The sequence below is a fragment of the Enterococcus sp. AZ149 genome, from assembly GCF_051714285.1.
GTDB classification, from domain to species: Bacteria; Bacillota; Bacilli; order Lactobacillales; family Enterococcaceae; genus Enterococcus_D; species Enterococcus_D entomosocium.
Genome location: NZ_JBIORO010000001.1, coordinates 1,647,203 through 1,660,518, shown reverse-complemented (window position 1 = coordinate 1,660,518; position 13,316 = coordinate 1,647,203). Strand labels below are relative to the sequence as shown.

Genomic DNA, 13,316 nt, shown 5'->3' with positions numbered 1-13,316 from the left:
GGTAGTTCCTCCTAATTTAGGTTTTTTTTACCTTTATTACATCTTTTATTATACGTGATTCAGATGCTTATTTCAATAGCAATGAAAAGGAATTCACAATTATCTGCCGTGGAGACCTTTTTTCTTTTGAATATCTTTTAATTTCTCTGGTGTCACATCAGCACCTTCAGGATCAACGATCTTCATTCCTTCGATATGGTGACGCATTCCTCCACGAAAGGCGGTTAAATACTCGTCACGTAGAACTTTTTGTTCGTTCGTTTCTGCCTCAGTCAAACCCTCTGTTTTTTTCTTGTTGGCAAGTTCATTGATTCGAGCTAATTTTTCTTGAGATAGCATATTCGTTCCTCCTTTTCCCTCTTGATTTTACTACAAACTAGCGAATAAAAACAATAGTGTAAAAAGCGAACATTTGTTTGAATATTCGATATACCTATGGTACACTAATGTTATCAAATGAAAGAAGGTGTCAGTTTTGGCAAAACGAACAGAAAATCGACAAATCGAAATTCTTAAGTTCATTCATACCCGTGTCACTGAAAAAGGCTATCCGCCGACTGTTCGCGAAATTGGCGAAGCCGTTCAGTTATCTTCTACCTCAACTGTTCATGGCCATTTGTCCCGACTTGAAAAAAAGGGGTTGATCTTGCGAGATCCTACAAAACCCAGAGCCATTGAATTAACTTCTTCCGGTCTTGAAAAAATCGATGTTCAGCCAGCATCCATTCCGATGCTTGGTGTCGTAACTGCGGGAGAACCGATTTTAGCAGTGGAAGATGCATCCGATTTCTTTCCGATTCCTCCAGATTTAGCAAATAGTACCGGTAGTTTGTTTATGTTGACGATCCGAGGAGAAAGTATGATCAATGCTGGCATCCTTGACGGCGATCAAGTGATCGTTCGCAAACAACAAAGTGCGCAAAATGGTGATATTGTGATCGCTATGACAGATGAAGATGAAGCTACTTGCAAACGATTCTATAAAGAAAAGAATTACATTCGTTTACAACCGGAAAATGATTACTTAGAACCAATCATTTTGCCTGACGTAACGATTTTAGGATTGGTTGTTGGGTTGTATCGACATCTGCTTTGATGCTCAACGAGCTGACTAGGAAATCTTCGTTTTTACGAAGATTTTTTTTCTTTCCTCTTTACAAACCGAACAAACATTCGTATAATAAGTATACAAACATAAGTTCGTATTATTTAAGGAGTGAATGAGATGAAAGCAGTTCGTCGATTTGGTTTTATGTTATGGGTTTTATTGATGGGTATTGTTATTGGCTATTTTGGCGTTCTAAGTGCTGTTCTGATTTTTTGTCCTCTAATGATGCTTTGGTTCATGCTATGGGATGAAAAGAAATTCCGCCAAGCAGAGCGCAAACGTAACCGCCATTATTATCACGATCATGATTTTTATCGTTACGAACCATGATCCTTCCCCTACATACGCCATAAGGCAGAAGAAACAAAAAAGGACTCCTGCGAGTCCTTTTTTTGTTTCTTCTTTTTTAGTATTCCATTAACGTCTTGATTTCAACACCTTGGATTTTATCTCTTCCATGTAAATCCATTAGTTCGATCAAAAAGGCACAGCCCACAACGATACCGCCTAGTTTTTCTACGAGTTCAATCGTTGCTTTGATCGTTCCACCAGTTGCTAGTAGATCGTCACAGATCAAGACACGTTGTCCTGGTTTGATAGCATCGGCATGCAACGTCAAAACATCCACGCCATACTCTTTTTCATACTCTGCTTCAATGGTTTCCCGTGGCAATTTGCCTTTTTTACGTACTGGGGCAAAGCCGACACCTAACTGGTACGCAACTGGACAACCAACGATAAATCCGCGGGCTTCTGGTCCTACCACCATATCGATGCCTTTTTCTTGTGCATACTCAACGATCTGCTGTGTCGCATAACGATACGCTTCTCCATCAGCCATTAGCGGCGAGATGTCCCGAAAAATAATTCCCTCTTGGGGATAATCCGGAATACTAGCAATATACTCTTTTAAATCCATTTTTTTTCCTCCTAGACTGTCAACCACTGACGTAGGGTTGATAAATCACTCATTAATAAAAATTCTTCTGTTTTGATCATTTTTTGTCGTTGCTGATACAAATGACTCTCTGTCAGCGGACGAGAAACAGGATCAGCCGTTTTATTCAAAACACCATCTTGTATTGTAACAAATTCCAGCTCAGAAAACACCTGAATCATAAAAATAAGTAATTTTTCTGGAATTTTTAGATAGTTAGCGACCATCTTTAATTTGTAGCGAATATCCAAACGAGGCTGCTGCTTGATCAATTGAAAAAGCCGACCATATTGCTCTCTGGTGCCTCCCCCGTCTAAATAGGCATCTTCCGTCGAGTAAAACACAAACGCAATTCTTGAAGCATGAAGCGCTTGAACGACCTCTTTGATCACAGCAGAATCAGCAGGACAATCTAAAAACGCGATCTCTTGGAACGGACCAGCACAAAATGTATCTTTCACAGCAGCCACCGAGTCGAATAAGATCGTTTGTCCACAAAATCCTTGCAGCTCTCGAGGCAGTTTCTTATTGAAAATGACCCCTAATGTTTCATTTCCCAGAGAGACACCTTGCCGACTCCTTTTCGAACGATAATCAAACAACTGCAGCCCTTCCACTGCAAAGTCATCCAACATCAGCTGCGGTTTTTTGTTGCCATTCCATTCATTGATTGAAAGCTGACCGACGATCGATAGTCGATCATTTTCAAACTCTACTGAGTCTTTTCCAAAACCAAAGCCAATCACATCTAGCTGTAGATTGGACTCATCTGTCATCACTAACTTCAAGTGCTGGTTTTCGGTACCAATCTGGCGGGCATTTTGAGTCGATAAATTGGAAAACAGAAATTTCGGTAACGGATTGTCCGTTCCGAAAGGCGCTAAAACGTTTAAAGACTCAATAAAGTTGATCGATACTTCCGCCAATGGCAGTTCCTCATCGATCGCTAAGGGGATTCCCTGACTAAGATCAATTCCATTTTCTTCCACATAGCGATTCATCTGAGCTTGTAGCATGTCCAAATGATCAATCGGGATACTTAAGCCAACCGCCGCATGATGACCACCAAAACTGGTAAACATGTCTTTCATCGTAGCCAACATTTCAAATAGATTCAACGCAGCGACACTTCTACCTGACCCTTTTGCTAACCCATTTTCTTTTTTGGTCAAAACAATCACGGGCTGTCCGGTACTTTGCATGATACGTCCAGCTACGATTCCTAAAACCCCTTCGTGCCAGTTATCACCTACGACCAGATGAACATGATTGGCAGGGTCGATTTTTTCTTGCGCTTCTTTCATGATTTCTTCAACGAAAGTTTTTCGCTGCTGATTGATCGTATCTAATGTCTTGGCTAAGGTTACTGCTTCTTCTTCATCAAATGTGGTTAACAAACGAACAGCAGGATTAGGATCTTCCAACCGACCAATTGCATTGAGGCGGGGGCCAACAGCAAAACCAATATCGGTTTCGTTGACTGTTCGTTTTTTCAATCCACTGACCGTCAACAACTCATTCAAACCAAGCCGATCAGTTTGTTGGATCATTTTCAGGCCATTGCTGACTAGTAGTCGATTCTCATCTGTCAAAGAAACCATATCAGCAATCGTCCCAATTGCAACAAGGTCCAGCAGTTCGACGGGCACTTCTTCTAATAGGGCACAAGCCACTTTAAATGCGACTCCGACTCCCGCTAAATCACCAAACGGATAGTTTCCTTCAGGGTGACGGGGATGAACGATGGCAAAGGCTTCTGGGAGTTCTGCAGGAAGTTCATGGTGATCCGTCACGATCACATCGACCCCTTGCCCTTGAGCATAAGCAATTGCCTCATGTCCAGATACCCCATTATCAACGGTGATGATCAATTGCGTCCCTGCCGCAATTTTATCTTGATAGACAGTTATGTTGGGACCATACCCATCTGAAAAGCGATTGGGCAGATAATATTCAGCTTCAGCCCCTAGCAACTCCAGTGTTTCTTTTAATACGGTGGTGCTCGTAATCCCATCTGCGTCATAGTCGCCATAAATCAAGATCCGCTCACCATTTAAAATGGCTTCATGGATCCGTTCCACGGCCTTATCCATATCATGAAAGAGAAACGGATCATGAAGGTATTGCAGATCCGTTGATAAAAAAGCGTCTAGCGCTTCTGCTGTTCGAATATTTCTTTGCCATAGCAACGCGCCGATGCGCTCAGGAATCTTTCTTGCTTGGATCAATTCTTTAAATACAGGGGTAGCTTCGCTATCTTGCGGTAGCACCCAATGAAAATTTGCACGTTTCACCAAATCACTCCTAACTAGGTTATTATAGCAAAGTTTATGTAAAAAGGAAAAACAACGAAAGAAACAATTTATTTTTTCATGTCACAAAAAAGAGCTTGCAGCGAACGATGCGCCGGCAAACTCTTTTCTTAATTGCTCTCATGTATTCTAGGCTTGCGATTCAAAAGACTTCATTTCTTCATCAATCGTTGGCGGCGTTGAGGCGCCTGCAGCACGTGACGAAAGTTGCGCTTCTTGATCGTCGAGTTGTTGCTGCCTAGCTGCTAACTCCGCCTGCTTGTTGATATATTCTCGTTCCAAGGCTTCTCGTTCATCTTGCAGAACTTTCTCGTTATTCGTGCGATAATCCGAGAGCTCTTTTCTCAATTGTTTTAGTTCTTTTTTTTGACGGAACATTGCACTTGTGGAAACCAGCAACAAAATCAATGCGCCTAACAAAGCAGAACCAATAATGACTAAGATCAGTGGCGATTGAATCGTTGTGAAGCCAAAATTGATCGGAACAGTCATATTGTTTGCAACCGCAAATAAAACGATCACTAAAATCAGTAAAATACCAACGATAACACGCCATTGATTTTTCATGGGTTTCAACTCCTATTTTTTGTTGAACATCGTTCCTGCCATATAATCCCCGATTGCAGGAAACAGTGTATACAGTTTTGCTGCCGCCCCTAAAATATGTGGGCGATTGATTTCTCGTTTTGGATGAATCATGGCTTTGACGATCGTTTGTGCCAATTTGTTTGGTTCAAGGACAAGGCTGCCCACCGATGATAAGTAACTACCGCTAGGATCTGCTTGGTCAAAGAATGCCGTTTCGATCGGCCCTGGGTTGACCGTTGTTACGTTGATCCCCAGTGGTTTTAGTTCTAAACGTAAGGCGTTAGAAAAACCAAGTACAGCAAATTTCGTTGCAGAGTAAACTGCGGTCTTCGGCGTAGCGATCTTACCCGCAATTGAAGCAACGTTTATGATATGACCATGCTTTTGTTCAGCCATTTGAATCGCAACTTGCTGAGTCAAAACCATCATCCCAAGTACATTGACTTCAAACATATTACGGATGACCGCAGGATCCATCTCTGTAAACTCTTGAAAGATCCCGTAGCCAGCATTATTGACAAAGACATCGATCTTTCCGACTTTCTCACTGATTTTTTCTAATAAGCGCTCCACGCTTTCAGGATTTGCTACGTCCAATTGAAACGCATACGCTTCTTTGCCGCTTAATTCCATACATTGTTCTTTGACTTTTCCGATCAAATTCGTCCTCCGGGCACAAGTCACGACGATCGCACCACGTTTTGCGGCTTCATAACAGATTTGTTCTCCAAGTCCGGCAGAACCACCTGTTACAACGACAACTTTATTCTCCAAGTTCATCTGATTCTTCCTCTCCGGCAAAAGGGATCTCGACAACATCAAAATCTTTGACGATCAACGTATTCGGAAATACTTCTTTTGCTTCATTTACTAAATTTGTAATATCTTTGCCAACATAGCGCGCGCTGATATGGGTCAATAGCAAACGCTTGGCGTGAGCTTCTTGGGCAACTTCAGCAGCTTGTCGCGTCGTCGAATGAAAATAAGCGCGAGCCAACTTGGCTTCTTCTTTGTTGAAGGTACTTTCATGTACCAAAACATCCGCATCTTTCGCTAAAAGCACGGCGTTTTGACATTTACGGGTGTCACCTAATATTGTCACGATCCGTCCTTTTTTGGCTTGACCTAAAAAATCAGCTCCATTGATTTGACGACCATCATCGAGGGTAACTACTTCACCTTTTTTCAAACGTCCGAAGACAGGACCAGGTTTCAGCCCAAGTTCAAGCAATGCTTTCACTTGCAACTCCCCTTGATGGCTTGCTTCGACAATACGATAGCCAAAACTATCAATCCCGTGATCAAGGCGCAGACAAGATACTTCAAATTGCTGATCTTTAAAAAGAATCCCTTCTTCTTCAATCTCAAAAAAATGCAATGGATAGCTGACTTTCGTCTGAGAAATCCGCAAAACGGTTTGAATGTATGTTTTGATCCCCTTGGGTCCATAAATCTCTAGAGGTGTGTCTCCGCCTTGAAAGGAGCGGCTGCTGATCAATCCTGGCAATCCATAAATATGATCACCATGAAGATGGGTAATAAAGATTTTTTCAATCTTTCTCGGTCTAATCGTAGAATGCAAGATCTGCATTTGTGTCCCTTCGCCACAATCAAAAAGCCAAACGGCATTGCGTTCATCTAATAATCGTAACGCAGTGCTGGTCACGTTTCGATGTTTCGCAGGCACTCCAGCACCTGTTCCTAAAAATTCTAATTCCATAAGCTTCTTTCCTTTCATCTCTTTCCAATTTTAGCGGAAAAGAAATCAAGTTGCAATTGAAGCTTGCGGTTTTTATTTCTCGGATTGGCTATCGGATTCATCGTTATGGGAATTTTTCCAATCCTCTTGAACACGTGCCTTGGTGGATTCTTCGACTTTTTTGGCCGTCTCGATCTCTGCCTCGACATCATCGTAGTCAAAACGAGTGATGTCACCGCCTAATTCATTCATGATCAGTTGGTTCAAAGGACGATTGTCCTCTTCATCGGCAATCAATAATAACCCCGTATCGCCTACACCAATTTGGTTTCCGACGTGTTCGAAGAGCATTTGCGCATTTTGGATCTCTTTTGCGTCACGAGTAGCACCGATCATACTACCGCCAAACCAGCCCAGCATGATTCCCAAAGGCCCACCTAACACACCAACGAGCATCCCGATCAAACCACCAGTTGATGTCTTATTGTTTCCAGTAAAATCAAGAAAATCCTCGACTTTAAATTGATGCACGCCTTCATTGGTGTGGGTAAGAACCGCCATTTGCTCTCCTTTGATCTTTCGTTCCATATGCATCCGTTTCACTTCAGAAAAGGCTTGATACGCTTTGGCACTAGCATCAAAGTTCATTACAATGACTCGTTTTGACATAAAAATCGCTCCCTTTGGTTTATTTGTTCTTTTCTTTATTTTAACAGTAAATCATTTAAATGAAAAAAGAAACCAAAAAGACTGCTGATCATTGATTTCTTAGAGAAAATCAATGATCGGCAGTCAAAACCAATTCAACTATGAAGGATTTTTTTAAAAAAATGATGTTCTTTTAAACGCTTATTCGACAAACTCAAATTCAAAATTACCGATACGCACAATATCACCGTCTTTGGCACCTCTCGCACGCAATGCTTCATCGACACCCAATCCACGTAATTGACGAGCAAAACGCATCACAGTCTCATCGTGATCAAAGTTCGTCATTTGGAATAGTTTTTCGATTTTCTCACCGCTCAAGATCCAAGTTGCATCAGGATCGCGATCGATTGCAAACTCCGGTTCATCCGATTGGAAGCCGTAATGAACCACATCTTCTTCGATTTCTTCATCGTACAAGAGGAACTCAGGAGTGACTTCCAATAGATCCGCTGTCGCATTCAGCAAGGCATCGATTCCCTTACGAGTGACACCAGAGATTGGGAAAATCATTGGTTCATCCGCGAACTCATCCGTTTTTTCTTTTGCCAGCTGCTCTTTGAAAAGGGCTAGGTTTTCTTCAGCATCCGGCATATCCATCTTATTGGCAACGATGATCTGTGGGCGCTCTAGTAAGCGCAAGTTATGGGTCGACAATTCATTGTTGATGGATAAATAGTCTTCATATGGATCGCGCCCTTCCATGCCGCTCATATCGATCACATGTAAAATGACCCGCGTCCGTTCGATATGACGTAAAAACTGAGTCCCTAAACCAACACCTTGCGAAGCACCTTCGATCAAGCCAGGCAGATCGGCTACTGCAAAACTACGACCATCAGTGGTCGTTACCATGCCTAAATTTGGCACCAGTGTTGTAAAATGATACGCGCCGATTTTTGGACGAGCAGACGAAATCACAGAGAGTAATGTTGACTTCCCAACTGAAGGGAAACCAACTAAACCAACATCTGCTAAGACTTTTAGTTCGAGCTCGATCTTTCTTTCTTGACCGGGTTCTCCGTTCTCTGCTAATTCTGGGGCTGGATTTTTTGGAGAAGCAAACCGAATGTTCCCACGGCCGCCCCGCCCGCCTTTTGCGATTACTAATGTTTGACCTTGCTCAATCAAATCACCTAATAAGGCACCTGTTTCAGCATCACGAACGGTGGTGCCTTGGGGTACTTTGATGTAAGTATCATCTGAGCCACGGCCGTGCATTCCTTTACTCATGCCATTTTCCCCGGGTTGCGCTTTAAAATGACGATTAAAGCGAAAATCCATTAATGTACGCAAACCTTCGTCTACGACTAAAATGACATCACCGCCACGTCCCCCGTCCCCACCTGCGGGTCCGCCGTCTGGGACATATTTCTCTCGGCGAAAAGCAACCATTCCGTCGCCGCCTTTTCCTGCTTTGACATCGATTGTCACTTGATCTAAAAACATGGACATTATTTGTCCTCCATTCTTTTTTTACTACCTTCTATACTTTTTGATTATCAGTTATCTCACTTTAAGTGGTTACTATTTCTCTAATAAGAAAGTCTATTTTATTGTAACGACCGAAACGCCTTTTGTCTATCTTTTCTCATGGGTTTCCGTAAGAAATCGCGAATTCTTAAGGGTTATTCTTTGACAGTCACAGGAAATCGTAGCAAACTTTTAAGTGTACCAGTACACAATCAAAGGAGGAAACAAGAAATGACAGTAAAAGTTGGAATCAATGGTTTTGGACGAATTGGACGTTTAGCTTTTCGTAGGATCAGAGAAGTTTCTGCCGATATTGAAGTTGTGGCAATCAATGATTTGACGAGTCCAGTCATGTTAGCACACTTATTGCAATTTGACTCGACCCACGGCACGTACCCTGGAACTGTTACTGCAACGGATAATGCTATCGTTGTCGATGGCAAAGAGACCCGAGTGTACGCTGAACCAGACGCAAGCAAAATCCCCTGGGCAAAAGAAAATGGCGTCGATATCGTATTAGAATGTACGGGTTTTTACACTTCCGCAGAAAAAGCCCAGGCCCATCTTGATGCAGGTGTCAAACGAGTCGTTATCTCCGCACCAGCTGGTAATATGAAAACGATCGTTTACAATGTCAACTCAGACACGTTAACACCGGATGATACTATCATATCCGCAGGTTCTTGTACGACCAACTGCTTAGCTCCAATGGCCTACTTTTTAAATGAGGAATTCGGGATCGAAGTTGGTACGATGACGACGGTTCATGCGTATACTTCTACTCAAATGCTATTGGATGGTCCTGTAAAAGGCGGAAACTTAAGAGCCGCTCGTTCCGCTGCTGACAACACGATCCCTCACTCAACGGGTGCCGCCAAAGCGATCGGTCTAGTTATCCCAGAATTAAATGGCAAATTACAAGGCCACGCCCAACGGGTTCCGGTCGTCGATGGTTCTTTAACAGAATTAGTCTCAATTTTGAAAACCAAAGTAACCGCCGATGAAGTCAATGAAGCGATCAGAAAACACACCGTCGATAATCCGTCATTCGGTTACGATGACCGTGAAATCGTCTCTGGAGATGTGATTGGTACCACTCAAGGGTCTATCTTTGATCCGACACAAACAGAAGTAACCACTGCTGGCGATTTCCAACTGGTGAAAACCGTCGCTTGGTATGATAATGAATACGGCTTTACTTGCCAAATGATTCGCTTGCTAGAAGAATTTGCTCGTTTATAAGCTAAAGGTCAAGCAAAAAGTGCCGGTTCTTTTTTAGAACCGGCACTTTTTTATTCACTTGCTGGATGATCGTATTTGTCCAAAAAAGCTGCAATTTTTTCTTTATAAAGGTCTGGATCTGTTTTGTAGCTTTTCGCATGCTCGGCACCTGAAACAACCCACTTTTCTTTTGGTGCATCGGTCGCGTTATACAAAATATCCAGCATCGAATAAGGAACAAACGTATCCGCATCGCCATGGATAAAAAAGATCGGACGCGTATTCTTTTGCAGTTGTTTGACTGCATCTGCTTCACCGAAGAAATACCCCGCTCGGATTTTTGTGACAAGACTAGTGACATTCATCAATGGAAAGGCCGGTAGACCAAACAATTGATCGAGTTGATAACCCAATTCTTCATTGACGTTGGTATACCCACAATCTTCAATAATAGAAGTGACATTTTTCGGTAAGTCTTCCCCACTGGTCATCATTACCGTGGCAGCCCCCATACTGATGCCATACAAAGTGATCGTTTCTTCAGAACCATTTTTTGCGAGTACCTCATCGATCCATTGCAAATAATCCTTACGTTCGTGCCACCCAAAACCAATATAATCTCCTTCGCTTTGACCATGCCCTCGAGCGTCTGGAACCAAGACATTATAGCCTAAATCATGATACATCTTAGCGTAGTCCGCCATCGTTTCTGCGTTCCCCATATAGCCATGCGCGATGATCGCCGTTTTCCCACGATTCTTCTCCTCCGCCGGTAGATAAATGGCGGATAATTTTAAATCATCTTCAGAAGTTAGCTGCCACATCTCACGATTTGCTGGATCTGTAAACCAATTTTGCGATTCATTTCCCGTCTGATTTTCATCCGTACCAGGGGTATCTCCTTCCAAGAAATCTTTTTCTGAAGGAACCACCGCATAATCATAAAAATAGTTTCCTGCATACCCTAACCCCGCAATTGCTAATACAGCCACTCCGATGGCAATCTTCCAGCGCAATTTCACACTTGTCACGTCCTCTTGTTATATAGTTTACATAATATTATTATGGTTTCGTCATTCCTCAAGGAAAGAACCCACTACATAAATTACCGTTTTTTGCTCATGTTTGTCAATCGCAAGCGCCCAAAAAGAAAACCATTGCCAACAATCTTTGTTGGCAATGGCTGATTTTCGTGGTAATTAGTTATTTTCGACCAATTTAAAACTTGACCAAGGTTTCAAAAATTCTAATAAGAATAGTTCCTCATCAGCGATCTTACCAACGACATTGACTCGACCATCATTTTTCATTGCTTTCAAGGCGATTTGCGTCTCCCCTTTGTATTGTCCATAGCCAGCATTATCGATCAAGACATCCCCTCTTACCATATCACGGGTATCATGAGGTGGAAATTCCTTGTCTTTATAATAGATCCGCGTCATCGTTGAACGCAAGATGTATTCCGAACGATCTCCTCGATAGCTGTGCAGATTATCGAAGAGACAAATTCGTTCATCTTCAGTGATTCCGTCAACGACATCGACTCTTAATGTCGGATAATCCGCGTGAAACGCTTCAGCCATTGCTGCCAATTCTGCTTCTGAAGCATAGGCATTTCCAACAGAGATATCATCGATCAAACCAGTCAACACTAAATGTTTGACTTGCGTAGCTAGTGGCAGATCACGATGATCTTCCAAAGAGCATAAACCATCTTGTGTTGGCCATGGACCGAAATCAGCTTCGTGAGAATTCACGAAAGCCATCGTATTTAAATTGTATTTGCGGAATTTTTCCGAACAAAAAACGAAATGGTCGTAGCCCAACCCTGAATAGCGATGAGGATAGAAGTTATGCGAGCCGAGTAAATTTTCAGTATTAGGCGAATAACTCATGATGTTATCCACGTAGCTCGTACCACTGCTCATATTGATTTCGATTTTAATCCCGTAAGGATTACGCGTCATTTTGGCTTCTTCTGAACCAGTAAAACCAATATCTAACCGAACACCGTAAGCCCCCATCTCATCAAAGAAGGATAAATCATCATAAGAAATACCTAGCTGTTCGAATAAACCAGGATTGATATCTACCATGACTTCCATTCCTAACTGATTGGCATAATCCACGACTTGTTTAAAGTCTGCCAAGACTTTTTCTTTGTCATCGTTGATTTGTAGCAAACTGGTAAATACCCGTTTAAAGCCGTATTTGTGTGCCAAGTCTAAATACGCTTTGTCCTTTTCAAACGTTGAGCGCTCTGGATAAATCGATATCCCTAATTTTCCCATCAAAAAAACCTCCTGTAAATTCTATCCGTTTATTATAATGAATCCTCTTTCATTATAACAAACATCTAAAAAGTGGTCTACACCTTTCCGCCTGTTTCTTTCTCATTCCATAAAATCTGCGCTTTCTTCTATGTCTCTTTTTTGTTATGATTATCATTAAGAAAACTGGAAGGAATGAAAGAATGAAAAAAATCCTATTCGCACTGACAGCAGCTGCTAGCCTTTTATTATTAGCTGCTTGTACAGGTTCAAGTACCACCGATCCCTCATCAAGCAATTCGGCAGAAAGCACGTCAACCTCAGAATCCGTTGACTTGAATGCCCTGGAATTGCCGCAATTATCAACGGATGTGCAAGAGAATGAAGCCTTAGTTGAAATGGTGACGGAAGAAGGCTCAATCAAAATCAAACTTTTCCCAGAGATCGCGCCCAAAGCAGTCGAAAACTTTTTGACCCATGCCAAAGATGGTTATTATGACGGCTTGACTTTCCATCGTGTCGTAGAAGAGTTTATGATCCAAGGGGGCGACCCTAATGGTGATGGCACTGGCGGAGAAAGCATATGGGGCGAAGGATTCGGCGAAGAATACTCGAACCAGCTTTATCACTTGCGAGGCGCATTGGCAATGGCAAAATCAAGTGCGCCAAACAGCCAAGGCAGTCAATTCTACATCGTTCAAAATGATCAAGACGTATCCGACGGTCTAGCGATCCAACACTATCCTGAAAAAATCATCGAAGCCTACAAAAATGGTGGAACACCACAATTGGACGGTAGCTATACCGTTTTTGGTCAAGTGATCGAAGGCATGGATGTCGTAGATAAAATTGCGCAAGCAGAAACCCAAGACTCTGGCAATGGTGAGAATTCTCAACCGGTTGAGCCAGTGAAGATCGAAACGATCAAGGTCTTACAAGAAGCCAAAGAATAAATAAAAAAAACCGCTGAAGTCTCCGATACTCGGGAATTTCAGCGGTT

The 13,316-nt window shown here is 42.4% G+C and carries 14 protein-coding genes; 4 read left to right on the top strand and 10 right to left on the bottom strand.

Translation table 11 applies throughout. The features are described from left to right. Positions 1–99 precede the first annotated feature (99 nt). Entirely contained in the window at positions 100–339 is a 240-nt protein-coding gene (locus tag IGI94_RS07760; RefSeq protein WP_086316104.1) for a DUF896 family protein, read from the bottom strand. A 136-nt stretch (positions 340–475) separates the two neighbouring features. Here IGI94_RS07760 and lexA point away from each other — a divergent pair, with 136 nt between their 5' ends. Together lexA and IGI94_RS07750 are read left to right on the top strand one after the other, a co-directional pair. Next, entirely contained in the window at positions 476–1,096 is a 621-nt protein-coding gene (gene lexA, locus IGI94_RS07755) for a transcriptional repressor LexA (RefSeq protein WP_008381880.1), read from the top strand. A 129-nt stretch (positions 1,097–1,225) separates the two neighbouring features. Continuing rightward, positions 1,226–1,438 (top strand): hypothetical protein, encoded by a 213-nt coding sequence (locus IGI94_RS07750; protein WP_005236082.1) that lies wholly within the window; start codon positions 1,226–1,228, stop codon positions 1,436–1,438. A 76-nt stretch (positions 1,439–1,514) separates the two neighbouring features. On the opposite strand, the gene IGI94_RS07745 is transcribed toward IGI94_RS07750, so the two are convergent. The 7 genes from IGI94_RS07745 to obgE all read right to left on the bottom strand — a co-directional run bounded on the left by IGI94_RS07745 (position 1,515) and on the right by obgE (position 8,807). Next, positions 1,515–2,027: an adenine phosphoribosyltransferase gene (locus IGI94_RS07745; protein WP_005226167.1), complete on the bottom strand. Its 513-nt coding sequence runs from the start codon at positions 2,025–2,027 to the stop codon at positions 1,515–1,517. A gap of 11 nt (positions 2,028–2,038) precedes the next feature. After that, a complete protein-coding gene (gene recJ / locus IGI94_RS07740; protein WP_438899614.1) occupies positions 2,039–4,339 on the bottom strand; it encodes a single-stranded-DNA-specific exonuclease RecJ in 2,301 nt (766 codons plus the stop codon). A gap of 147 nt (positions 4,340–4,486) precedes the next feature. Further along, positions 4,487–4,924 carry a lipopolysaccharide assembly protein LapA domain-containing protein gene (locus tag IGI94_RS07735; RefSeq protein ID WP_005236087.1) on the bottom strand — a complete coding sequence of 146 codons (438 nt, stop codon included), beginning with the start codon at positions 4,922–4,924 and terminating at the stop codon, positions 4,487–4,489. Positions 4,925–4,936: 12 nt separating this feature from the next. Continuing rightward, positions 4,937–5,725 carry an SDR family NAD(P)-dependent oxidoreductase gene (locus IGI94_RS07730; protein WP_016612306.1) on the bottom strand — a complete coding sequence of 263 codons (789 nt, stop codon included), beginning with the start codon at positions 5,723–5,725 and terminating at the stop codon, positions 4,937–4,939. Continuing rightward, entirely contained in the window at positions 5,709–6,665 is a 957-nt protein-coding gene (gene rnz, locus IGI94_RS07725) for a ribonuclease Z (protein WP_042890375.1), read from the bottom strand. Before rnz ends, IGI94_RS07730 begins: the two co-directional genes overlap by 17 nt. 72 nt (positions 6,666–6,737) lie before the next feature. Continuing rightward, complete coding sequence (locus IGI94_RS07720; RefSeq protein WP_005236092.1) at positions 6,738–7,313, bottom strand: DUF456 domain-containing protein; 576 nt, start codon at positions 7,311–7,313, stop codon at positions 6,738–6,740. A gap of 180 nt (positions 7,314–7,493) precedes the next feature. Further along, a complete protein-coding gene (obgE, locus tag IGI94_RS07715; RefSeq protein ID WP_042890376.1) occupies positions 7,494–8,807 on the bottom strand; it encodes a GTPase ObgE in 1,314 nt (437 codons plus the stop codon). Positions 8,808–9,056: 249 nt separating this feature from the next. Between obgE and gap the strand changes: the two genes are divergently transcribed. Then, positions 9,057–10,067: a type I glyceraldehyde-3-phosphate dehydrogenase gene (gene gap / locus IGI94_RS07710; protein ID WP_042890377.1), complete on the top strand. Its 1,011-nt coding sequence runs from the start codon at positions 9,057–9,059 to the stop codon at positions 10,065–10,067. Positions 10,068–10,117: 50 nt separating this feature from the next. On the opposite strand, the gene IGI94_RS07705 is transcribed toward gap, so the two are convergent. Both IGI94_RS07705 and IGI94_RS07700 read right to left on the bottom strand, forming a co-directional pair. After that, complete coding sequence (locus IGI94_RS07705; RefSeq protein ID WP_016619950.1) at positions 10,118–11,068, bottom strand: alpha/beta hydrolase; 951 nt, start codon at positions 11,066–11,068, stop codon at positions 10,118–10,120. A 177-nt stretch (positions 11,069–11,245) separates the two neighbouring features. Beyond that, positions 11,246–12,337 carry a DUF871 domain-containing protein gene (locus tag IGI94_RS07700; RefSeq protein WP_005236098.1) on the bottom strand — a complete coding sequence of 364 codons (1,092 nt, stop codon included), beginning with the start codon at positions 12,335–12,337 and terminating at the stop codon, positions 11,246–11,248. Positions 12,338–12,519: 182 nt separating this feature from the next. Here IGI94_RS07700 and IGI94_RS07695 point away from each other — a divergent pair, with 182 nt between their 5' ends. Further along, complete coding sequence (locus tag IGI94_RS07695; RefSeq protein WP_034872605.1) at positions 12,520–13,269, top strand: peptidylprolyl isomerase; 750 nt, start codon at positions 12,520–12,522, stop codon at positions 13,267–13,269. Positions 13,270–13,316 lie beyond the last annotated feature (47 nt).